General features: G+C 54.4%; 14 protein-coding genes, 1 tRNA gene and 5 pseudogenes. 9 read left to right on the plus strand and 11 right to left on the minus strand.

The window, feature by feature from the left end; translation table 11 throughout:
* The first annotated feature begins 1 nt into the window (after window position 1).
* Both BW686_RS17365 and BW686_RS17370 read left to right on the plus strand, forming a co-directional pair.
* The gene (locus BW686_RS17365) at window positions 2-862 is read left to right on the plus strand and encodes a LysR family transcriptional regulator (protein ID WP_084918784.1); all 861 of its coding nucleotides are present in this window, start codon (window positions 2-4) and stop codon (window positions 860-862) included.
* 205 nt (window positions 863-1067) lie between these two features.
* A complete protein-coding gene (locus BW686_RS17370) occupies window positions 1068-1976 on the plus strand; it encodes a LysR family transcriptional regulator (protein WP_084918785.1) in 909 nt (302 codons plus the stop codon).
* Window positions 1977-2010: 34 nt separating this feature from the next.
* Here the strand turns inward: BW686_RS17370 and BW686_RS17375 are convergent, their stop codons facing one another.
* Window positions 2011-2952, minus strand: coding sequence for a cupin (locus BW686_RS17375; RefSeq protein ID WP_084918899.1), 942 nt, complete (start codon window positions 2950-2952; stop codon window positions 2011-2013).
* Window positions 2953-3136: 184 nt separating this feature from the next.
* On the opposite strand from BW686_RS17375, the pseudogene tnpC reads away from it, so the two are divergent.
* Together tnpC and BW686_RS27190 are read left to right on the plus strand one after the other, a co-directional pair.
* A pseudogene (tnpC, locus tag BW686_RS17380) lies at window positions 3137-3685 on the plus strand (IS66 family transposase); the annotation flags it as partial.
* A gap of 79 nt (window positions 3686-3764) precedes the next feature.
* Window positions 3765-4775: pseudogene (locus tag BW686_RS27190) on the plus strand (asparaginase).
* 222 nt (window positions 4776-4997) lie between these two features.
* Here the strand turns inward: BW686_RS27190 and BW686_RS17390 are convergent.
* Together BW686_RS17390 and BW686_RS17395 are read right to left on the minus strand one after the other, a co-directional pair.
* Window positions 4998-5909 (minus strand): PhzF family phenazine biosynthesis protein, encoded by a 912-nt coding sequence (locus BW686_RS17390; protein WP_084918786.1) that lies wholly within the window; start codon window positions 5907-5909, stop codon window positions 4998-5000.
* Between the two features lie 319 nt (window positions 5910-6228).
* On the minus strand, window positions 6229-6969 hold the full coding sequence (locus BW686_RS17395) for an SDR family NAD(P)-dependent oxidoreductase (RefSeq protein ID WP_084918787.1): 741 nt from the start codon (window positions 6967-6969) through the stop codon (window positions 6229-6231).
* A gap of 71 nt (window positions 6970-7040) precedes the next feature.
* On the opposite strand from BW686_RS17395, the pseudogene BW686_RS17400 reads away from it, so the two are divergent.
* Window positions 7041-7529 (plus strand): annotated as a pseudogene (locus tag BW686_RS17400) (LysR family transcriptional regulator); the annotation flags it as partial.
* Window positions 7530-7578: 49 nt separating this feature from the next.
* Here the strand turns inward: BW686_RS17400 and BW686_RS17405 are convergent.
* From BW686_RS17405 to BW686_RS17430, 7 genes and pseudogenes are all read right to left on the minus strand, one after another.
* Window positions 7579-9342: pseudogene (locus BW686_RS17405) on the minus strand (methyl-accepting chemotaxis protein); the annotation flags it as partial.
* Between the two features lie 218 nt (window positions 9343-9560).
* Window positions 9561-9782: a hypothetical protein gene (locus BW686_RS17410; RefSeq protein WP_084918788.1), complete on the minus strand. Its 222-nt coding sequence runs from the start codon at window positions 9780-9782 to the stop codon at window positions 9561-9563.
* A gap of 2 nt (window positions 9783-9784) precedes the next feature.
* Window positions 9785-9916 (minus strand): annotated as a pseudogene (locus BW686_RS27195) (hypothetical protein); the annotation flags it as partial.
* 18 nt (window positions 9917-9934) lie between these two features.
* Window positions 9935-10675 (minus strand): transporter substrate-binding domain-containing protein, encoded by a 741-nt coding sequence (locus BW686_RS17415; RefSeq protein WP_084918789.1) that lies wholly within the window; start codon window positions 10673-10675, stop codon window positions 9935-9937.
* A gap of 2 nt (window positions 10676-10677) precedes the next feature.
* The gene (locus BW686_RS17420) at window positions 10678-11382 is read right to left on the minus strand and encodes a TerC family protein (protein ID WP_086934824.1); all 705 of its coding nucleotides are present in this window, start codon (window positions 11380-11382) and stop codon (window positions 10678-10680) included.
* An 18-nt stretch (window positions 11383-11400) separates the two neighbouring features.
* A complete protein-coding gene (gene prpF, locus BW686_RS17425; RefSeq protein ID WP_084918790.1) occupies window positions 11401-12549 on the minus strand; it encodes a 2-methylaconitate cis-trans isomerase PrpF in 1149 nt (382 codons plus the stop codon).
* A 31-nt stretch (window positions 12550-12580) separates the two neighbouring features.
* Window positions 12581-15187, minus strand: a complete 2607-nt coding sequence (locus BW686_RS17430; protein WP_084918791.1) for an aconitate hydratase — start codon at window positions 15185-15187, stop codon at window positions 12581-12583.
* 267 nt (window positions 15188-15454) lie between these two features.
* Here BW686_RS17430 and BW686_RS17435 point away from each other — a divergent pair, with 267 nt between their 5' ends.
* On the plus strand, window positions 15455-16822 hold the full coding sequence (locus BW686_RS17435) for a CitMHS family transporter (protein ID WP_373271031.1): 1368 nt from the start codon (window positions 15455-15457) through the stop codon (window positions 16820-16822).
* A 41-nt stretch (window positions 16823-16863) separates the two neighbouring features.
* Window positions 16864-17826: a GntR family transcriptional regulator gene (locus tag BW686_RS17440; RefSeq protein WP_256898793.1), complete on the plus strand. Its 963-nt coding sequence runs from the start codon at window positions 16864-16866 to the stop codon at window positions 17824-17826.
* Window positions 17827-18640: 814 nt separating this feature from the next.
* Here BW686_RS17440 and BW686_RS17450 read toward each other — a convergent pair.
* Window positions 18641-18712 (minus strand) — tRNA-Arg (locus tag BW686_RS17450).
* A 518-nt stretch (window positions 18713-19230) separates the two neighbouring features.
* On the opposite strand from BW686_RS17450, the gene BW686_RS17465 reads away from it, so the two are divergent.
* Both BW686_RS17465 and BW686_RS17470 read left to right on the plus strand, forming a co-directional pair.
* The gene (locus BW686_RS17465; RefSeq protein ID WP_084918795.1) at window positions 19231-19470 is read left to right on the plus strand and encodes a hypothetical protein; all 240 of its coding nucleotides are present in this window, start codon (window positions 19231-19233) and stop codon (window positions 19468-19470) included.
* Between the two features lie 52 nt (window positions 19471-19522).
* On the plus strand, window positions 19523-19708 hold the full coding sequence (locus BW686_RS17470) for a PA3371 family protein (protein WP_084918796.1): 186 nt from the start codon (window positions 19523-19525) through the stop codon (window positions 19706-19708).
* Window positions 19709-19947: the final 239 nt, after the last annotated feature.

Below are 19947 nucleotides of genomic sequence, written 5' to 3' on the forward strand. Positions count from 1 at the left end.
TTTGGATAGCCGTTATCTTGCGAGCTTGATCAAGGTGGTAGAGAAAGGCTCGATTGCAGAAGCAGCCAGGCTGGAGCACCTGACGGCGGCGGCCGTCAGTCAGCGAATACAGACCCTCGAACGCACCCTTGGAATTGCTTTGTTGATCCGTACGGGTCACTCGGTAAAGGCATCGGAGGCATGCTTGGCATTGTTGCCACGTGCACGGCATATCGTGCAATCAATGGCATTGCTGGCAAACGACGCAGATTCCAGCGGACTTTTAGGCCCCCTGAGGGTCGGAACGATTTCAACCGCCTTGACTGGTTTGCTACCTTCTGTGCTGCGCCAGCTAGTCATCACGGCACCACAGGCCAAGCCATTGATACTGCCCGGTACTTCGCGGGAGCTTTATGCTGCTCTGTTGAATGACGAACTGGACGCAATCATTGTGGTCGCACCGCCTTTTGAACTGCATGCCTCGCTTAGGCGCGTCGATTTGCGCAAGGAACCCTTAGTGCTGTTGACCAACGCTAAACCGCACTTGTCGATAAGAAATGTCCTGCAAACAGAGCCATACATTCGATATGACCCAAACGCGTGGGGGGGACGCTTCGCAGAGCACTATCTCAAAGATCAAGCCATTGAGACTCGGCCTTTGTTTGATCTGGACGGGCTTGAGGCTATTGCGAGCCTGGTTTCGGACGGGTTGGGGGTTAGTCTTGTCCCCTACTGGACGGGGTTGGAGAGCATAACAAAAGACTGTTTCACTACCGTGATTGACGACAGTGCCTATGAGCGCGAGTTAGTCATGCTGTATAGGCATAACACCGGCCGCCCCAAGTTGGTTGCCATCCTGCAGTCAGCGTTGCAAGGCGCTTAGGCTCTGTAAAAAATGATGCTGCACACCGCAAGGTGCGAGCTAGCGAGACCATGGCTCAAAGGTGACTTCACTGAACTCTTGCGATGGGATACCCTTCCGAGATGACCAAGGTTGTGCCTCAGAAGCCACCGAGTTTTTCCAATCGACCTCAAGGCTCAAGTGCCCGAACAGTCGAGCTAGCGACACCAAAAACAGAGAGGCGCACTTGGACTACCTAGCAGCACTGACCGCTTTCGTAGAGTCTGCCAATGGGAATAGCTTCTCCAAAGCAGCAGAGCGTTTGGGGATAAAAGCTTCTACGGTGTCGCGTTACATCAAAGATTTAGAGCAAGATCTTGGCATTGCACTTTTCAATCGATCAACACGAAAACTTGTATTGACGGAGGGTGGGCAAACGTTCTTGTACCATGCCCAAAAAGTTCTCTTTGAATTGTCAGAAGCCAGGGCGGCAACGTCCGCTCTCAACCAAAATCCCCGAGGGAGATTGAAGGTTAGTCTTCCGCCTGCTTTTGCGCGTCATCATATACTCCCTGTAGTGGGCGAGTTTATGGAGCGTTACCCAGACATCACGCTAGATCTATGCATTGAGGATTCACAAGTCGATTTGATCGCCACTGGAATCGATCTTGCGATTCGCATTGGCAGGTTAGCCAACTCCAATCTCAAGGCGAGAAAGCTGGCAGAGGTAAAGACTTTCCTATGTGTGAGTCCAGAATTTGCCACTCGTTATCCTCAACCGGATTCCCCTGATCAACTGCCCGTCGACATGATGATCATTGGACGCCAGTGCCCGGAGGCGTTGATATGGGCCAACGACAACGAGCAGGTTTCGTTGCCCATTGGTGCTGTACTTTGGATAAATGACCTCGACGCTCAGCTAATCGCGGTGAGCAGCGGGTTGGGAATGGCATTGCTCCCAGATTGGCTTGCCAGCGCCAGTTTGCGCGATGGTCGACTGGTGCGTTGGCTGCCTGATTGGGAGGTCAAGGCCTCACATGAATCTGGCGCCATCTGGTTTGTATATCCGCCGAAGCGAATCGTTTCTTCGAAGGTGCGATGCTTCATTGATTTCATTGCTGAGCGCGTGGTTGACCCGCCCACGTGGCAGCGATAATTCCCGGTATGAGCCAGTCATACCGGGAGTCCATTTAGCTGAACCTAATATCGAGTGATCGCAGATATGTCTGTAGACCTGCATCCTGAATCGGGATCAGAAATGCTTCGCGATCCGACTCGTTGAAGTGAGCATGCCAGTAGCCAGGCGGTGTAACGAACGCAAGCCCTGGTGTCCAATCTACGCGTTTTGGATTGCGAATATGGCCATTTTCGTCCAGTTCAGTACCCACGAGCGAATAGCATCCAGTTGGGCAATCAATGATGAAGTCCAGGGCGATGGATTGGTGCCGGTGGGGTTTTTGGATTGAGCCGGCTGGGAGGATGCCGTACATAGCCCACAGCACATGGGTCACTGTGCGTGTCTGAGGGAAGTGACTGTTACCCAGCAGAACGCTGATGCGGCTGCGATCCTGTGCACGTGGATCATCAGCGGCTTCACGAAGCTTTGCAGATGCGACAGCCGCAGGGTAGAGAGTCGGGGTGAAGCGGTCTTCACTTCTGCTTACGCCTAAGTAGCGAAGAAGAGGCTCATCATGTACCCAGTAGAATCGTGCGTCCGCCGATGCCTTGAGAATTGTGCTGTTCATCCCTGGCAGGGCGATAAAACAACCTTTCGTCCATTCAAATGCTGTTTCACCGTACGCAAGGCTGCCGCTACCATCGATTACATACAAGACCTGTGAGGTCGCGTTGGGCGCCAATGTGACGTCATCGCCAGCGTTCAGTCGAATAAAACTAGCGCAAAGACCTGGGCCGGTTGCGGGGCCTTCACACTCTAGTTTTTCGCTCAAATCGAGAGCAACTGTTCGAGATGTGCCCGAATCATAGAGCGAAGCAGGGAAAATCTGGTACGGGATGCGGGTGATCAAGTTTGCGCTGATCGGATTTGCCGCTTTGCTGTACTCGAAGTATTCGGCATCGATCTCATGTGGAGATACTTCCAGATTTGAATGCGGTTGAATTGCACTGTTCATAATGTGGTCTCGTTTTGGGGTCTCATCATCAGCACGCTGCAGGAGCCAGCACGCCACGGTGGATTCAATATACGAGTCTGGTACGGCGCCATGAAGAACCGAACCGGCACATCACTTGTGTGTAAAGGGGTGTTTACCTCAGTAATGAAGTAGACGATGCGCTAGAAATGGCTGAGCAAACAGAGGTATGACAAGACATGCACGCCGAAAGTTCTTCGACTTGCACGCGACCAACAAGAGCCAGATCGCCGGAAAAGCGCTGCACTACATCGCGGCCTTGTATGAAGTTGAACGAGAGGCACGCGAGCTGGAACCCCGTGATCGGCAGCGAATACGGCGAGAAAAAGCAGCGCCAATCATTGAGGCACTTCATGCCTGGATGATTGCCCAGAAACAGCTTGTGCCTGAAGGATCGGCCATCGCCAAAGCCCTGGATTACAGCCTCAGACGCTGGATACCGCTGACGCGTTATCTCGATGACGGGGCCGTCCCCATTGACAATAATTGGTGCGAGAACCAAATCCGGCCGTGGGCACTTGGGCGCTCGAACTGGTTGTTTGCGGGCTCGTTACGCAGCGGAAAACGTGCGGCTGCGATCATGAGTTTGATCCAGTCGGCGCGGCTCAACGGGCATGATCCGTATGCTTACCTGAAAGACGTTTTGATGCGTTTACCGACGCAGCGGGCGAGTGAAATTACCGAGTTGCTGCCTCATAAGTGGGTATCAATTTAGCCAGGGTGGCTGGATTAGCTTGAGGCATCACAATGATGCTCTACTGACCGGCATTATTTACTCGCTTCAGGATCCTGTGATGCCATCACCTGCCCATACTCCGATTATCGTAGCAACGCGGAATACTTATGTGGAACGCATCCACTGGGGATCACTCGCCGTGGTGGATGCCACAGGCGCATCAGTTGTGCATGTCGGAGCCCCTGACACCTACGTATTTTCGCGCTCGACATTGAAGCCTTTTCAGGCGGTACCACTGGTAAGGGATGGGGGGCACCATCACTTTGGATTCTCTGCGGCAGAGCTAGCCATTACCTGTGGCAGTCACTCGGGCGAAGATTTTCACGTGATAGCAATCACCCGGCTGCTTGAAAAAATTTCCAAGTCAGAAGCTGACCTGCGTTGCGGATGCCATCTACCGATCCAATACGGTGAACACAACCTTCCACCGCTTGGGAGCACGTTCGATCAGAGACATAACAACTGCTCAGGTAAACATGCGGGATTTCTAGGTTACTGTTCTTTACATGGACATAACCAAAATTACCTTGATCCGGATCACCCTCTCCAAGTAGATATCCGTCAAGGCATTGCGAGGCTGGCAAACCTCCCGTCAAACCAGCTTTGGTCTGGAATAGACGGTTGCAGTGCTCCAAACTAGGGCATGTCTTTGTCGCGCCTTGCGTTGCTCTGGGCGCGTCTTGCCACTGGCGAGTCGGGCATCGATAGTGATCACGATAATGCATTGTCTTCGATTGCTTCCGCGATGGCTTCCCACCCCGAGATGGTGTCAGGTACGGGTCGTTGTGATCAGGCCATAGCGCTAGCATCTAACGGCGATTGCATTGCTAAGGTCGGCGCAGATGGTGTCTACACGGTTGGGATTCGTAGTCGCGGCCTGGGTAAAGCTATTAAAATTGCAGACGGAAGCCTAGGGCCGCTTTACACGACTGCTGTCAGCGTACTACTACAGCTGGGCTTGATTCGCGAACATGAGCTTCTAAAGCCATGGATTGATCCAGCTGTGAGGAGCATTGCGGGTGAGTGCGTAGGTCAATTGCAGACAAGATTGAAGCTAGCCAAGCTCTGAGATCGGCCACACGATCCCGATAACCAAGCTGCTCCACGGTATGCTCGTTACAAAGCCGCAAGGTGGGTTCGCCAGACGCTTACCGACTTCGAGTGTAGGATGGGCGGCGGATAGATAACTTCGCCGGACGGTTACGGATCAGCGGCAAAGCGTCGTGATTTTTGGATAAGTCAAATGGGCTCTATAGCAAGATGGCATGCTTAGACCGTTACGATTATTTGGCTAGCCATCGCCTTTGAGCGAAAATTTACCTTGCATGATAGTCACGCATTCGCCGGAGATTCTGACCTCTTCCGCACTATCGTAGGTGTACCGCACATTGATAACGCTCGGCCTTCCTACACTTACTCCTTGCATCACACGAGCTGTCATTGTCTTCTTTGAGTACAACCTCGCGAGTAGCGCAACGGCTGCAGCTGTTGCGCTACCAGTTCCAGGATCTTCGGTCATACGATTAGTGAAGGTACGAGCCTCCAGATTGACATCAGCGGTGTCATGCAAGCCCCCCGAGACTTTCGTGTACGCGTAAATCGAGGTAGCTCCACTGACAGGTACCGTAAGCTTGTACTCCGTTAGATTCGGGACGCATTGTCTTAACGCTTCCTGACTCTTTAGCTCGACAATAATGAATGGTAAACCCACGGATGCAACCTGGGGTGCATGAGTGGCGACCTCTATTTCGTCAGCACTCAAAGACAGGCACGCTGCTATCTGCTTTAGCTCGACTGTTGCAAGCCTAGATAGCTGCTCTGGCGCAACCAACTCAGCTCCAATAGGCTTGCCTGCTTCAAAGAGAATCCGTATGCGAACCAGGCCCGCAGCCTCTTCGAAAATCATGGTTTTAGGTGGCAAGCTCCCAGCGTTATACATCTCCATAGCAAGGACGTACGCAGTTCCGATGTTGGGGTGCCCGGCGAAAGGAAATTCCTTTGAAGGAGAAAAGATTCGTACCCATGCTGAGTTTTCAGGATTTTTCGGCGGCAATAAAAAAGTAGTTTCGCTGTACCCGAATTCAGCTGCAATACGTTGCATTTGCTCGCTCGAAAGACTATCAGCATCCAACACCACAGCCACTGGATTGCCCTGAAACGCTAAGGATGAGAAGACATCCGCAGTTACGTATCGACGTTCCATCTGAAGATCTCGTCTTAAAATTGTTATGATACTTGGTGTTGCGCGTTAGAGAAATGCATTGAGCAGTCAGTCAGGCGCCCACTGCATCGTCCCTTATCATGTAGCCACGGCCCGAGGTACACGGTAAATGCGAGGGCTGTGGGGGTTCGTAAGATGACTTGGCCGGACGCTTACTATACTCTCGCTCCGATAGCTGCTTCAACATACCTTTTGCAGCGGCGTGTAAACGCTCAATCGAGCAACCTCTTTTGAGGGGGCTCCACAGACTGGTCGCTAAGAGTCGAAAGCGGCCAGCTACGAAGGCAGCTTTCGGCCAATCTCAGAAGGTCATACCGCCAGCGACATCAAGCGTGGTACCCGTTACCCAGCCTGCATCTTCCGATACGGCATACGCTACCGCTGCTGCAATGTCTTGAGGCTTGCCTACGCGACCCAGCGGGGTCTTGGCGATGAAAAACTCATCCATGCCTCGTGCAGAGTCCGCGTTTCCTTCTGTATGAACAAACCCCGGTGCTATGCCCATAACACGAATGCCCCGAGGGCCTAGCTCCATGCCCAGGGAGCGGGTCAGCGTGTTCACCGCTCCTTTTGTTGCGCAATACACGTGCACCTGCGGATAAGGACTGTGGGCCAGGCCTGAACTGATATTAACGATGACTGAGCCGGCATTCATTACCCGAGCAGCTGCTTGTGTGGTGAGCAACAGCCCGCGTACGTTTAGGTTGAAATGCTCGTCGAAACTGTCAGCACTCAACTCGTCGAGTGAGTCAGGTTTATATATGCCAGCGTTATTCACCAGAATATCCAGCCTGCCAAACGCTTGAACAGCCGAGTCGATCAAAGGCCCGATATCTGCGGGACGAGAGATGTCAGCCTTGAACGCGATGGCTTCACCGCCAGCGTCGACAATGCGCTTTACCACACGATTGGCGTCTGCGACGCTTCGTGAATAGTTGATGATAACTTTTGCACCGTCTGCCGCCAGCCGCTCGGCAATACCTGCACCGATGCCTTTTGAAGATCCTGTCACGATGGCAACTTTCCCTTCTAACTTACCCATGAATAGCGCTCCTGTGAATGTAGGCGCCATGTTAGGCTTGATCACTCCTTTTATTAATAGGCGCAATCGGCATGCAATATGAAGCTTTGCTTCACAATAATGCTATTCGCCCAGACCTCTTATCCGGTATCGCTGCCTTCGCTCAGGTCGCAAAATACGGGAGCTTTACCAAAGCGGCTGCAGTAATGGGTATCTCGCCATCGGCTCTTTCACAAACCCTGCGCACACTAGAGAGCCGGCTGGGCGTGCGGCTGCTCGAGCGCTCCACGCGAAAAGTCGGTTTGACCGAACTTGGTCAACGTTTTTTGGGATACGCGCAGCCGGGGCTTGCGACCCTTGCATCAGCCATCGAAGATGTAAACGAACTACGAGATAAACCTACCGGCCTTTTGCGACTCAATGTGTCTCGCACTGCTGCCGACATTGTCCTGGCGCCTCACTTGGCGGCGTTCATGGACGCCTATCCTGACATCACTCTGGATATCCATTGCGACAACGCACTGCTGGATCTGGTGGCAGGCGGCTTTGATGCCGGCATCAGGGTCGGCGAAAACCTTGCACAGGACGTAGTCGCGTTACCCATGGGAGGCAGTCATCGTATAGCTACCGTATCTGCAGGTTCTGATCCCGGATTTCATTCACCGACAGCTGGATGCCTTCAAAGCTTTCACGTGCGCTTCCAATGGAGGAAACGCTGGCGCGTGACAGCTCCAGGCAACTCTCCATCTTCTGCGACACTTCCTGAGTCTTGCTACCGAGCGCGCTGAGCAACTGATCGATTTCCCCAGTGGAATCCGAGGTACGCTTGGCCAGCGCGCGCACTTCATCAGCGACGACCGCAAACCCTCGGCCCTGGTCACCGGCACGCGCCGCTTCGATTGCCGCGTTCAGTGCCAGCAGGTTGGTCTGCTCAGCGATGGCGCGGATGGTGCCCAAAATCTGGTTGATACTGCGGCTACCCTCCTCCAGCTCCACCATGGCCTGCGAAGACTCACTAAGGCGATGGCCCAGGCGATTGACGTTGTCGGTGGTCAACTCGATCTGCTCTTTGCCTTCGGCGACACGATGATGGCCACTCTCGGCGGAGTTGGCCGCTGCACTACACGAGCGCGCCACTTCATTGGCAGTCGCGACCATTTCATTGAACGCCGTGGACACCAGCTCCACCGCCTCACGTTGACGTCCAGCCGCCTGATTCATGTTATTGGCCACCTCACTATTCACGCGTGAAGCATCCTGCAGGTTGGTCGATGCCGCGCCGATGCTCTGAATCAACTGGCGTATTGCAGCGAGAAACTTGTTGAACCAGCCTGCCAGCTCTGCCGTTTCGTCTTTGCCCTGCACCTTAAGATCATGGCGCAAGTCGCCCTCACCTTCAGCAATCGACTGCAACCCACTGCTGACTTGGCCGATAGGCTTGACGATCACCTTAGCAAAAGCCGCCGCCAGCAGTGCAAAAAGCAGCACCAACACCACGACAATAGCGACCGTCAGGTAGGTCATGCGCGTGGCCTCGGCCATGACTTCGCTGTACTCGATCAACCCCACGTAGCGCCAGCCCATGCCCGGCGATGTCCATACATTGGCCATGTACCGGACGCCGTTGATTTGCACCTCAGTGGAACCCTGCGCAGTGGCTGCCAATTTGGCATAAGGCTCACCCAGATCCTTGAGCTGCTTGAAACTGTGCCCGGCATCACGCGGGTCAACCAGTACGACGCCGTCCTCAATGAGCATCACGTAACCGCTTTCGCCAAGCTTGATGCTTTTGACCAGTTCGGTGAGGTTGGTCAGCGATACGCTCACCACAAACACACCCTTGGGCTTGCCTGCCTCATCGAGCATGGCCCTGGCGCTACCGACCAGTGCCACGGCGTCCTTGTCATAATAATACGCAGCGGTTCTTACTGCTTTGCCGGGGCTTGCCATCGCGGCCTTGTACCACGGGCGCGCACGCGGGTCGTATTTTGACAACTGCGGGTCATCCGGCCATTTCGCGTAACTGCCGTCTTCCAGGCCAATGGACAGGATTGCCGCTGCCGGATGCGTCGCGCCATACCGCGCGAACGCATCGATGACTTGTCGGGCTGCCGCAGGCAAAGGCTGGCTGGCTGCATCGGCAGCCTCGTAGTGTTTGAGGCTGGCAACCGATGTGTAGAAGGGGTCTGTGGCCATTTGATCGACGTTTTGCTGCGTGCCATCAAAAAACTGCCGGATATTACCGTCGATCTGGCGTATTTCTCGGGTGCTGCCATCCATGAACTGGTTGACCGCTTCAGACCGGGTATTGAGCACAGAGATCACGGCCACCAGACTTACGGGGATGAACGCAACGAGTACAAAAGCCAGGACGAGCTTGTTTTTTATTTTCATTTTGCAAATCCCTACCTGTAATAAGTGAGCTAACGCACCCGGAGCAACCCTGCTGGACGCGAGTCGCCGCAAAAGCGATGTCGGCCTGCGTCGCGCAATCTTTACAGTCATCTACGCGAATGCCGTTTGGAACGTAGCGCATAATAAAAGTGGCTGTGAGCCCTGCAGATGTCGCTGCCCTCAAATGATCACGAGGACAAAGGACTGCATTCCGTACCTCAAGAGCTGCGAAGCACCTTACCGGCTGCGTCATAGGCAGTCAGCGATATGGGAACTTCGAGCTCATCAGTGAGTGCATTGGCCAGCGCAACCGACACTCCCGAGAAAACTGCAGTCTTCTCGTCAAGCTTCGCCAGAACAGGGTTGCCGAGATTGATTGCAACCCACAAGGCTCCATGTGGAGCGATATCCTTTCCTACAGCGGCAAGATCGAATTCCACGGTTATTCGCTCCTTAGGGTTTCGGATTTATCACCGGTAGCTTCATTCCAGAGGACGTCAGGAACTCGTACCCAGCCTTCCATCAGCCGGCGAGCACTGCGGCTCATCACAGCCTTTTCCACACTCCAGCCACCCTCTTCCAGCACGGGAGTCTACCCCACGTAGGGCTTCGCAACTCGCGCATCCTCCTCCCCACTGTCGTCCAGCGCTTTGGCAATGAGTCCGCTGCGCAGACAGCCATTTATGAAGTTCTGAACGTACTCAGCAGCAAGCGCTCTGCCTTTCGGAATAGCCATCGCCTGACGAATTTCCGTAAAGTTGTCACTCAACACTCTGACGCCTGTCGTACTTCGGGCGAAGCGCTCCAGAGGCTGACGAACTCCTGCAGCTGCATCGAGGCCTAGCTTCAAGAACTCATCAACGGCGACGGCTGAAGTGGTCGCTCGAACCAACTCGGCATGTTTCAACGTCCGGGACAAGAACAGGTCATAGGCCGCTCCCCTACCCACTGCGATCCTGCAACCGCCAGCGTCTAAGGCAGAAGCGAGATTAAACTTGCTTTCCGTTCGCACCAGATAGGTTCCATCGATGTAGACGTAGGGGCTTGAGAAGGAAATTTTCTCAGCCCTGACTGGCTCAATGGCTAGAAACGCAAGATCCCAAGCTCCTTCCTCAAGTGCTGCGAAGACCTTGCCGGCGGCGTCATAGGAGGTCAGTGAAATAGCAATTTCAAGCTCATCAGCGAGTGCATTGGCCAACACGACCGACACGCCAGAGAAAACTTGGGTCTTCTCGTCAAGCTTCGCCAGTACAGGATTACCGAGATTGATTGCGACCCGCAGCTTTCCCTTTGGAGCGATATCTTTTCGTATGGCGGCAAGATCAAATTCCACGGCTACTCACTCCTCTCTGTTTCTGATTTCTTACCCGCAGTTGCATTCGAACTGACAATGCATTTTCCGATGATCAATACCATTGCCACGCCAACGATGCCGGCACCGTAATGAGCCCAGGCCGGTACCGCCGGCAGGCTTATATCAGTGATCGCCATACTGCCCGCGATCCAACCGAGCAATGCAGCTCCAAGGGTGATGACAATCGGATATCGATCCATGAAATGCAGTACCAACTTGCTGCCCCAGATGATGATCGGGATGCTGATCACGATGCCAAAGATCACCAGCTCAATCTGCCCGCCGGATGCCCCTGCTACTGCGACCACGTTATCCAGGCTCATTACCGCATCGGCAACGATGATGGTCTTGATCGCCCCCCAAAGCTTTGGGCTCGTCGACATGTTCTCGTGTGCGTCCTCACCCTCAGGAACCATCAGCTTGATACCAATCCAGAGGAGCAATACGGCACCCATCAGTTTAAGGAAAGGCAATTCCAACAGCTGAAGTGCGAAGAAGATCATTCCTATCCGCAATAGGATCGCGCCCAGCGCGCCGCCAATAATGGCGCGATTACGCTGTGCTTCAGGGAGCTTGCGACACGCCAGCGCGATGACAACCGCGTTGTCACCACCCAGCAAAATATCGATGGCGATGATTTGCATCACGGCCAGCCAGAACCCTGGCGAGTTTATGAGTTCGATCAAAATGAGCTCTCCAGGCCGTCAGCGAACTTCAGGAACCCGTACCCAGCCTTCCATCAGCCGGCGAGCACTGCGGCTCATCACAGCCTTGTCCACACTCCAGCCACCCTCCTCCAGCACGGTTTTCGCGCCTACTGCAACGCTGCCGGCGGTATGCCCCATACGAACCTGGCGATCCCCGATGTCGCCAACGATACGATTTACCAGCGTGCCATCGAGAGCAGCCGCGACGGCGACAGCGACAGCGCCAGTACCCGTTATCGCGTGGTGCAGCTTACCCATCGACAGGATCCGCGCGATCACGTCGATATCATCTGGTTCGACAAACTTGCCACCCGCAGCCTGATAGCGCTGAGGCTTGGCCACAAAGCAAAGCTTGGGCGTATGCGGACGCAGACGAGTTGCCTCTTCGGCGGTTGCGGCCAACCCCATCGCAACAGTGCAATGAGCACGGATGGTTTCACAGCGCGCCAGCAGCTCGGCATCGCTATTGACCTGATCCTGAGTCTCGGTGCCCTTCAGCCCTACTCTGTCAGCGTCGAGAAAGATGGTGGGGTTGCCGGCGTTCAATAGCGTGACAGACAGGTTGCCGACGCCAGGGATGTCCAGCTCATCAATGGCGTTACCGGTGGGCAGAATGCTGCCGTCCGTCCCGCCAGGCTTGAGAAACTCCAGCACGATCTCAGCCGCCGGAAACGCCACACCATCGAGTACGAAGTCACCCTCCTCCTGAACCTCACCGTTGCGCATCGGCACATGGGCGATGATTCGTTTCTGTATATTGGCCTGCCAGATACGGACAACGGCGATGCCATCACGAGGAGCATCCAACAAGCCTTCAGAGATCGCATACGGGCCAACCGCCGAGCTCAGGTTGCCGCAGTTGCCCGACCAGTCGATAACTGGCGTCTCGATGGCGGGAGCCCCGAACAGGTAATCAACGTCGCAATCTTCACGACTGGATTTACCGATGATCACCACCTTGCTGGTACTGGAGGTCGCACCACCCATTCCGTCGATCTGCTTGCCGTACACATCTGGACTGCCGATCACACGGAGCAGGATGGCATCTCGCTCCTGGCCAGCAGGCGGCAGATCCTTGTCGAGAAAGAACACGCCCTTACTGGAGCCGCCACGCATGTAAACGGCTGGGATACGTCTTTGAGTCATTTGATATCTCCTACGACAAATCAGCGGCGCATCAGTTAGCGGATGCGTTCTTCATACTTTCGATCAGCAACTGCGGCAACAAACCACCGCTGCGGAAGTAACGAACATCCTCGAAGGTATCCAGGCGGCTCACGACGCTGACGCGCTCGGTTTCGCCGTTTTCACGCTCAACCACCAGAGTGACCTTGGCGCCTGGCTGGAAGTCATCGGTGATGCCTTCAACGCTGAAGGTTTCGCGGCCATTGAGAACCAGACTTTGACGCGAGACACCTTGCTCGAACTGCAGCGGGAGAATGCCGAGACCCGCCAGGTTGGTACGGTGGATACGCTCGAAGCTCTCAGCTACTACCACGCGCACACCCAGCAGGCGTGGGCCTTTAGCCGCCCAGTCACGAGACGAACCGCTGCCATACTCTTTGCCAGCGACAACGATCAGGGATTGCTTGCGATCTGCGTAGATCTCGGCAGCCTGGAAGATCGTTGTGACCTCCTTCTCAGGCAGCAGCAGCGTCCATGGGCCTTCGCGACCATCTTCGAGCAGCTCGTTCTTCAGGCGTGGGCTGGCGAAGGTGGCGCGCTGCGCAGCCTCGTGGTTGCCGCGACGTGTGCCATAGGAGTTGAAGTCAGGCACCGCGATACCGTGCGATTGCAGGTATTGGCCAGCATCGCTTTCCGGCAGGATCGCACCCGATGGAGAAATGTGGTCGGTGGTGATGTTGTCCGACAGCATGGCGAGGACGCGCATGTTGCTCAGGTCTTTGCTGGTGTCGGTGGCCGTCACCGCATCGCTCCAGTACGGAGGTTTGCGGATGTAGGTGCTTTTCTCTTGCCATGCGTACTGGTCGCTGACCCCGGCGCGCAGGTCGCTGGCAATCAAACCTGCTTCACGAGGAACATCTTCATAGGCCTTTTCGAAGAGGTCTGCGGTCAGGTTGTCCGCTTCGATCCGAGTTAGTTCTTCGTCACTTGGCCACAGCTCGTGCAGGTAAACAGGTACGCCATTCTCATCCAGGCCCAGAGCATCTTTCTCCGGATCGATCAGGTAGGTACCCGCAATCGCGTAGGCAACGATCAGCGGCGGCGACATGATGAATACTTCGCGAGCCAGCGGATGAACCCGACCTTCGAAGTTACGGTTACCAGAGGTCGCAGCTACAGTTTCCAGCTTACGGGTGCGGATCTCTTCTTCGATCTCTGGGCTAAGCAGTGGGCCGGACATACCGTTGCAGGTGGTGCAGCCGTAACCGACCAAGTTGAAGCCCAAGGCGTCGAGATCTTCGTTAAGCCCGGAACGTTCAAGGTAATCAGTCACAACCATCGAGCCTGGTGCGAAGGACGTCTTGACCCAGGGAGCGCGCTTCAAGCCGCGTTTGCGTGCGTTTCGAGCAACAAGGCCGGCGGCGATCACACCGCGTGGGTTAGAGGTGTTAGTGCAACTGGTGATAGCCGCGAGGACTACCGAACCGTTGTCCAAGCCAACTGGAAGGTTGGTCGCTGGTGCTTTTTGACCCAATACAATTCGTTGGTGTGGTTGCTTGGGCCCCGCAATTGAACGCGCCACAGAGCTGAGATTCAGCGTTACGACGCGGTTGTACTCAGCCTCACCCAAGCTGTCATGCCACAGGCCTTGAGCGCGAGCATAAGCCTCAGTCAGGCCGGAAATCTGACCGCCACGACCCGTCATACGCAAGTAATGCAGCGTGCGATCATCAATCGCGAACATCGCCGCGGTTGCGCCGAACTCAGGCGCCATATTGGACAACGTGCCACGATCAGCCAGCGACAGTTGCGGTACGCCAGGGCCGAAGAACTCCAGATATGAACCGATTACGCCCGCCTTGCGCAGTTGCTCAGTCAGAGCCAGTGCGATGTCCGTTGCCAAGTAGCCTTGAGGCAGCGTTCCTTCCAGACAGACGCCGACAATTTCCGGCAGACGCAGCATCAGCGATTTACCCAGCATTGCCGCTTCAGCTTCGATACCGCCTACACCCCAGCCCAGCACGCCAATGGCATTGATCATAGTGGTATGGCTGTCGGTACCGACCAATGTATCCGGAAATGCCCACAGCTCGCCGTCACGGCGTTGAGTCCCCACGACCGTAGTCAGCCGCTCCAGGTTGATCTGGTGAAGGATGCCTTTGCCCGAAGGAATGATCGACAGGTTGCTGAATGCCTTGTTGCACCAGTCCAGGAACTGAAAACGTTCGGCATTACGTTCACGCTCGATGGCTTCGTTATCGGCAAGTGCGCTGGCATCGCCCCATCGCTCTACGTTGAGCGAGTGATCCACCACCAGGTGGGTCGGCGTGACCGGGTTGACCAGGCGTGGATTGCCACCTCTCTCGGCAACCGCATCACGCAGCCCGGCGAGGTCGACCAACGCGGGCGTACCGAGCAGATCCTGCAGGACGACACGGGCGGGTCGAAAAGGGATATCGAATTCTTGGGAGCGGGCGCAGATGACTTTGAGCGCCGCTTCAGGGTCTGCCTCCCCGCGCAAAACGTTCTCGGCGAGGATTCGCAAGCTATAGGGCAGCTTTGCGTAATCACCGCCCAGGTCAGTCACGACCCCACGAATGTCGCTGACACGGTAATCGATTCCGTTGGCGGAAACGGTTTGACCCTTTGACTCAGGCATTGGCTAATCCTCACAGGCTGTACAGGCAATGTTTTTGTGAGGCTGATATTGCACTTTGTAATGATATAGGTCAATGTTGATTCATCCGATCCGTTCAGCCACTGAGATCGGGCGTACCCCTTTTGGCAGCGTGCCAGGCCGGTACAGCAGAAAAATAAACATAAGAAAATGAGGCCCTCCATGATCCAGCTTTCACACTCCGAATCCGTTCGACCTCCCGTCCGCATCGAGCCTGTCTCGACCTGAGCCACGCTGGCTACTTTGCAGCTGTCAGGCTGCCAGACGCCCCACAAATTCAAGAAAAAAGGGAGTTCGACCGTGCTAACAGTCCTTGGCTTTTCAATGGTCATTTGCTTCATGTACCTGATCATGACAAAGCGCCTTTCGGCGCTGGTCGCATTGATCCTGATCCCCATCCTGTTTGCCCTGATCGGCGGACATTACGCTGGCTTAGGAGCCATGATGCTTGACGGCGTCAAGACCCTTGCCCCTACAGGGGTGATGTTGACGTTCTCGATTCTTTACTTTGGCGTCATGATTGACGCAGGGCTCTTTGATGGGCTGGTGCGTTTCATTTTGAAGGTCGTGAAAGGCGACCCCCTGAAAGTGTCGGTAGGCACAGCGGTGTTGACGATGCTTGTCTCTTTAGACGGTGACAGTTCGACAACCTACATGATTGCCTGTGCTGCCTTTCTGCCGCTCTACCAGCGACTTGGCATGAGCGTGTTAGGAATGACCTGCCTCGTGAACATCGCCAGCGGCATCATGAACATCTCGCCGTGGGGCGGCCCTACAGCACGTGCCGCCGCTGCACTGCATGTGGACGCCATGGAGATATTTCTGCCGATGATCCCTGCCATGTTGATGGGCGCCGGATGCTTGATTCTCACTGCCGTTGTCATTGGCCGTAAAGAACGCGCGCGTCTTGGCATTCTCCATCTAGATGATTTCCACAAAGGCTCAATGGCGCTGGGCAACGGCTCTGCCGAAGAGTGCGATGAAAATCGTCGCCCTAAGATGTTCTGGCCGAACCTAATTCTGACTCTGGTGCTGATTGCCTGCCTGATCGTGGGCGCAATGCCGATCCAAATCCTATTCATGGTCGGCTTCGCGATTGCTATCATGCTGAACTATCCGAGGATCGAAGAACAAAAAGCGCGTATTGCCGCTCATGCCACCAACGTACTGGCAGTGACCGCAGTGATTTTCGCCGCTGGTATCTTCACCGGCATTCTTTCAGGTACTGGCATGGTCGATTCCATGGCTAAGAGCCTTCTGCATGTGATCCCGCCTAGCTTTGGCCCATTCCTGGCTGTTTTCACGGCACTTGTTAGCCTGCCATTTACCTTCTTCATGTCCAATGACGCCTTCTATTTCGGCATCCTGCCTGTGATTGCGCAAACTGCTGCGCAGTACGGGATAACGCCGCTGGAAATAGCCCGAGCATCGGTCGTGGGGCAGCCGGTTCACCTACTTAGCCCATTGGTACCCTCGCTGTATCTGCTCGTTGCTTTGGCGAAAGTGGATCTCGGTGATCACCAACGTTTCGCGCTTAAGTGGGCCATTTTGGCAAGCTTCGGTCTATTGGTAGGTGGACTTCTCTTTGGGGCGTTCCCCTTTTATCAAGTCCGCTAATGGAAGCTTGAGGCGTCGGGCAACTACGGCAGAGTCTAGAAATGGTCTCTGCCGTTAATCTTACCGACACGCTAGAATGGGAGTTCCATGGTCAGCTCTATTCGGTTCTCGATCCAATGCCTCTAAGTCCTCTTCAAGCACGCATAGCGCGTGACATTGTTTCTCACGTGCGTCGTGAGCGCTTCGATATTGGACATCACCTGGTCGAGTCTCAGCTGGCGGCAACGCTCAATGTCTCCCGCACTCCCGTCAAATTTGCCATGGGCCATTTGGTCGAAAAGGGCATGCTTACCTACGACCGTAATCGGGGCTTTTTCCTAGCCCGTTCCAGCGACGATCTGGTAGATATTGCTTTGGAAGTCATGGAGGGCAGTGATGATCCGCTGTACCTGAAATTTGCCGAACTACGTCTTAGCAGACAGCTTCCTGAGCTCTTTACCGAGATCGAGTTCATGCGTCAGTTTGATGTGTCTCGGGCAGCATTGAGGGCGGTGCTGTCGCGTATTCAGCAGGAAGGATGGATCGAACAGCGTGCAGGTCAAGGATGGCGATTACTGCCCATGATCGACTCGGTTGAAGCGTATGAAGAAAGCTATGCATTCCGAGCGACTATTGAGCCCTCCGGGCTGCTATCTCCAACATTTCAAATAGACCGTGAAACGCTGGCAGCCTGTCGTAGACAGCAGCAGTTCATAGCCAACGGTGGTTACCTGACCATGACTCCCCAAGAGTTGTTTGAGGCAAACTCACTGTTTCACGAGACGCTCGCTGCTTGCTCCGGCAATCGCTTCCTCCAGCAAACTGTTCGTCGTCTCGACCAATTGCGTCGGCTTGTGGAATACCGCCAAGCCAGCACGCGGGCTCCACGTAAAGGCCAGGCAGAGGAGCATCTCGCTATCCTCGATTGTCTGGAACAAGGAGATCGGCTCGCCGCAGCAGACCAGATGCGCAAACACCTGGAACAAGCGCGACGTAAGAAAGTAGATCCCGCGCTGTTCGAATAACAGCTACCCACCTCGATTTTTCCCAGCGCGTCCTCTCGGGTAATGAATGCTCGCTCGCCCCTGCCATTTCTTCGCAAGCGATATAGCCCCAAGCTAATCTTCGACCTGATGCCCCCCCACAAAAATCCACAATTGATTTATATCGCAACAAAGCTCACCTTAACTCAGGCAGATCGAGTGCTGCCTGACGTCCGACTGAACACCACCTATACGAGCGAAGGCTAAATTACGAGCAGTGTCAGAGATCGTCCTTCTCTTCTCTAATTTCGAACTCACCCCATGTGCCCAAATAAATGCTCTTACACAGCACTTTACTGATGAGGCCTTGTTCCAGGAGCTGTCTCGGGATGTCTCTCATCAGATCAAATATCTCCCGTTGCTCCGCAGTCGGAGGCATCACCCTTTCAACAAATAAATTCAAGTCAAAGTCCTGCGTTGCAACAAATGGCCCCACGCGGTCGTACTGCTCAAACACACATGATGCTAAGCAGATGTGGCATCAAAACATTACCGACTGACGGAAGAAGACTGCGTTCTATCAATCGCCAGCATCATCGAAGCTACTGCCCCATCTTTAAATAAGACGTGATCGCTAAGCAGCCTATTCCTGAACGACGGAAGGGAAACTTCCTCCGACGGCAACCTTGTGGTGCCTCGGCCCAAACACCCTCAAGACCGTCTTCTAGCTGATGGAGCTTTGTGATGGGAACGGTAGCGACTGAAGAAGGACGCATGGTGTGCGCAGTGCGCGTAGCTTGTTGCCAGATGAGTAGCAAAAGACTTGGGAAGGGAAGGAAAGCAAATGCGGATGATGTGTCCCCTGCTGGAATCGAACCAGCATCTAGCCCTTAGGAGGGGCTCGTTCTATCCGTTGAACTAAGAGGACATTGAGCTCGATATCTTACGTAAAACCATGCACTTAGGAAAGCTCATCCCCCTTTCCATACCCTATCATTACCAGAATTTCAGCTTCTCGCTTAGGGGCGGATGACGACTTATCTCAACAGGAGACTAGATCCCACCCCAGATAAGAACTGCCAACCTTCCCCTTAGGAGGGGGATGCTCTATCCAATTGAGCTACTGAGACACTGCGTGCCGGCACACCGATTGGTGCCAGCGAGGACGGCGTGCATCTTAGCGAGATGACGAGCGTTTGTCATGTCGTCATTGCCCTTCAAGCCTGTAGCCGATGTCCGTTCGAAACACCGCCGAATAAACCAATCATGCAATTTGCAATACCGCAAAAAGCCATCATTGCAAAACGCATTGGATGGCTCTTTTTTTAGTTTTGTAACTAACTGATTTTTATAGGATTTTTCTCAATTTAAGCTTGGCATGCAGACTGCATTATCAGTATCAGTGAACACATCTCATCCCAAACGGTCGGGCACAGGTACTGGAAAATGAACAAGACTCTCTCAGTGTTGAATGCGGCAGCTCTGGTGGCTCTGGTGGCGTTTCATTTTCAGGATTCTGGCGCTCAAAGCGAGCAGGCCACTGCGCCGGTTCGTATTCATCACCAGATCAGCCAGGCTCCCCAGCTGGCGATCATGACGGACCGTAAATCCAGCGCGATGGTGCTGGCAAATGATGGCGATGACACGCTTCAAATGCCTCACGCCGATCAGCGTTGGGTTTTCTGACAGCGCCTTCATCAACCGGCTTCAAGCCCCTACCATTTTTGAGAAAGTAGCCATGTCAAAATCTGCACTGTCATTTCTGGTCCTGGCACTGATGGCTGTGATCGTTGATATGCTCTTGCCTGTTCAGGCACACGCCATGAGCATTGCAGCCAACATTTGCGCCGGGGTGTTTGCCAGCCTGTTCGTGGTCGCATTGTTCGTCGGTCGGCGCTTCAAGTTTGATCCCGTGCTTCGCTGAGGTTCGTCAGATCACGTAACACCTCCCCTGGCGCGCTCGCGCCCGTGAAAGCTTTTCCAAAAAAGCTGCGCATGCCCCACCCTTCCCGAAGCTCCCCCGAAGACCCTCGGTCGGCTCGCCTCCGTTTGTTTTGAATTCGCACCTAAGCTGAGAATCAGACGAAAATGATGGCAAATAGCACTCAGGCGATGTCTGAATTTTCTGAAGGCAAAGGCGCTGACTTTGCAAATTCGTTCGCA

The organism is Pseudomonas syringae (genome assembly GCF_002157375.1).
Classification (GTDB): domain Bacteria; phylum Pseudomonadota; class Gammaproteobacteria; order Pseudomonadales; family Pseudomonadaceae; genus Aquipseudomonas; species Aquipseudomonas syringae_T.